The sequence below is a fragment of the Armatimonas sp. genome, assembly GCF_043760365.1.
In the GTDB taxonomy this organism is placed as follows: domain Bacteria; phylum Armatimonadota; class Armatimonadia; order Armatimonadales; family Armatimonadaceae; genus Armatimonas.
In genome coordinates this window covers 1-3,081 of record NZ_JAYUPA010000870.1, presented here as the reverse complement: position 1 = coordinate 3,081, position 3,081 = coordinate 1, and the positions used below count along the sequence as shown (strand labels likewise).

The window sequence follows — 3,081 nt, the reverse complement described above, 5'->3', positions numbered from 1 at the left end:
CGGTGGCTTCAAAGACTTCCAGAGCGCGGATGATGCGTTTTCCATCGCCTGGCAAGATTTTTATCGCCGCCACGGGGTCAATAACGGTGAGCTTCTCATGCAACCAAAAAGCCCCGTGTTCCTCAACCTCTGCCCAGCGTGCGGCTCGAAACTCAGGCTGAGGGGGAACCGTCGGGATCGAGAGCTCTGAGGTAAGTGCGCGGACATAGAGCCCCGTGCCGCCCAGGACAATCGGAAGCTTACCGCGTCCACGAATCTCTGTGATTGCCTGGCTCGCGCGCTCCTCGAAGTCCGTGACCGTGAAGTCCTCGTCGGGGGCTGCAACATCAATGAGGTGGAAGGGGACACGGGCTTGCTCGGCCTTGGTGGGCTTTGCGGAGCCAATATCCAGTTTTTTGTAGACCGCGACGGCATCGGCGCTAATGAGTTCCCCGCCAAGACGTTCGGCAAGCGCCATTCCAACTGCTGTTTTTCCGACCGCTGTTGGCCCGACCAGGGCGATAAGTCTCTCCACAGTCGTTACGACTTTGCCACAATCTCGTACCAGAGTGTCTGGTACTCCGGGCCGATTGCAAGGGTGAGCGTCCCGTTTTCCAGCGTGGCGGGCACTTGCTTGACACGCTGCCCCGTGCCGTCCAGTGCCCATACCGTCACGTTTAGTTGCTTGGTTACAATTTGTAGCGTGGCAGTGGGGACATCGAGCTGTGTTGGCCCGGACCGCCAGGCACCGGCGGCAAACGTGCGCTCAGCGTTCCATGTAAGCCCCGGGTTCTCGGCTTTATCCAGTGCGGTAAGCAGCAGGGCCGCAGACTCCTCGGTGGGCTTGCCGTCGCGCGCAGTGAGGGTGATCACGGCGAAGTTACGTGCCGACGGTGCAACTTCGGCGACGAAGCCAGGAACGCGAGTCGCTTTTCCTCCCAGCTTCCCGATCAGTGCCTTGGATGCGGGGGAGTGCACCCGCACTTGCTGCTCTTTGTGGTCCCAGACAAAGCCGGGGGCAGAAAGGGTGGGAGGCAGAAGGTTCTGGATACCCAGTGCGAGCGGGCCGGGGTCGCTCTCGAAGCGAATGGAGGCGCGGTGGGTCAGAAACGCAGTGGCATCCGCCTTTTCAGGAGCATTTTTCAGGCTGCCTTGAACGAAGCGTGTCTGTGCCAGGCTCCAGAACGCGTAGTCCGTGCCTAGGCCCTTCAGGCCGGGCACTTTGCTGACAGGCACCGTGAGAGAGATTGTCAGTGAGGCGGGGACAAGATCACCGCGCAGGAAGAGCGCAGCGGCAGCGGGGAGGAAGCCGAGCTTGGCGGGGTGGAGCTGCTGGTCAAAGAAGCCCGTGATTTTGTCGCTTCGGTCTGTCTCATAGGCGAAGAGAAAGACACCGTCCCAGTCCTGCCACGCCGCGTAGGCAAAGATCAAAGGCGTCATTTCCGCGCTGTACTCGCTGGGGGCCGGATGGTCGTACTCACTGACGGTAAACGGCTTGCCTGACACGCGGTGCATTGCGAGGCCATCCAGAACCCCCGCGCCGGAGCTTACGGAGAGCATCGAGGTATTTTCAATGCGGTAGTTGTTCGGATCGAAGGCTGCCCCAGGGAAGCTGGGGTGCTGCCAGTAGGCGTGCATGTCCACCCAGTCGAGCTTAGACTCTCGGTAGGCCCCCGCGATTCCGCCGTAGCTGGCTTGAGAACACGCCACCGATGCCGTGCAGCCGGTCTGGGCAATGGCCGCCTTGAGCGCACGGCAGTAGGCAGCTTCCACGGTCATTAGGTAGTGGGTGTAGTCCACGCCCGCCGGAGAGCCGCTGACCTGCCCGAGCGCAATATTTTCTAGCTCGATACTCTGACCGGACGCGAGCGCGGTGCCACCACTGCCAGGGCGCAGGCTCCACTCCCCAAGAAAAACCGCCGCCGTGCTATCGCCCAGCAGGAGGGAGAGGCGGCAGTGACCAGGAACCACGCTGCCATTGGCGACAAACGTAAACGAGTAGCGCTTCCACTGAGTATCCAGCCCGACACTTGCGTCCAGCCCGACCATGCTCCAGGGGGCCTGGTGCAGCCGCGTGTTGATGTAAAGGGGGCGCGGGGCTGAGGCCTTTGCCACAAACGAGACCGTGTAGGCCTTGCCTGTCTCCAATGTCAGACCCGTCTGATGGAGCTGAAGATGCCAGTTGGTGGTGTCTATCTTCTCAGGAATCAGATGCAGAACGGGGCCGGTGGGAGCATTCGTCTGTCCCGCCGCGCTGACACTCGTCACGAGAAGCTTAGTCTGCTCTTGCATCTCGGCGATCCACGCCCCTGAGCCTCTCTTCAGTAGCTCTTGGCCGAGGGAACTACCGCCACTCCAGGCTTTTTTCAGCGCGACTGTCACGCCATATTTCTTCGCCAGATAGGCCCGCCAGCCGTCTTCGAGTGGCTTACGGATCGCCAGGGGTAGTGCCTCCGCCTGCCCTGCAGAACCGATCAGAGAGTCTTCGTTGTTCAGCTCGACAAGGGCGAGTACGGGATCAGCGGCGAGAGGAAGGCCCGTGTAGGGGTTTTTGTGGGTCAGAATCTGCGTCGCGAACTGTTTCTGGAGTGCAATGGCTTTCGGATGGAAGTAGGCCACCACTTTGCCGAACTCGGGGAGCTTGCCTGCTGGGAATCCGTCGCCGGGGAGCCACTCGCGCGAGACATGAAGGTTTAGATCCACATAGATTCCGTTTTTCTTGAGCTGGGCGATAAAGAACTCCAGTAAGTCTAGGCTCTGCGGATCAAGCGCGGTGGTCTGGGTGTAGCGGCCCTTGCTGTTGAAGAGATTGGGAGTGGCCCACTGCGCATCTAAGTGATGCAAGCGCACCAAATTCACGCCGTATTTATGCAGCCGCGCCGCGATCTTTGGTGCATCGGCTTTACGGGGAAACGCCGCCGCTGCACCGATACTCATCCCCACAAAGCGCACGCGTCGTCCGGTAGCATCGTGGAAGTGCCCGTTTTTTGCGACGAGCTTGTGTTGGGAAGTTAGCGGAGCGGGGTTGAGCGCCGCGACACTGGTGGCCGTCGCGCTGGCATCGTCCCAGGGGAGCGAGAAAGGGAAAGGCTTAGTTTGCAC

2 protein-coding genes are annotated in these 3,081 nt (G+C 60.7%); both read right to left on the bottom strand.

Annotated features, from left to right (window positions below):
- Positions 1-514, bottom strand: a 514-nt coding sequence (miaA, locus tag ACH2EH_RS21615) for a tRNA (adenosine(37)-N6)-dimethylallyltransferase MiaA (protein ID WP_395144991.1), incomplete at its 3' end; no start/stop codon positions are given.
- A gap of 5 nt (positions 515-519) precedes the next feature.
- Positions 520-3,081, bottom strand: a 2,562-nt coding sequence (locus tag ACH2EH_RS21610; protein WP_395144989.1) for a carbohydrate binding domain-containing protein, incomplete at its 5' end; no start/stop codon positions are given.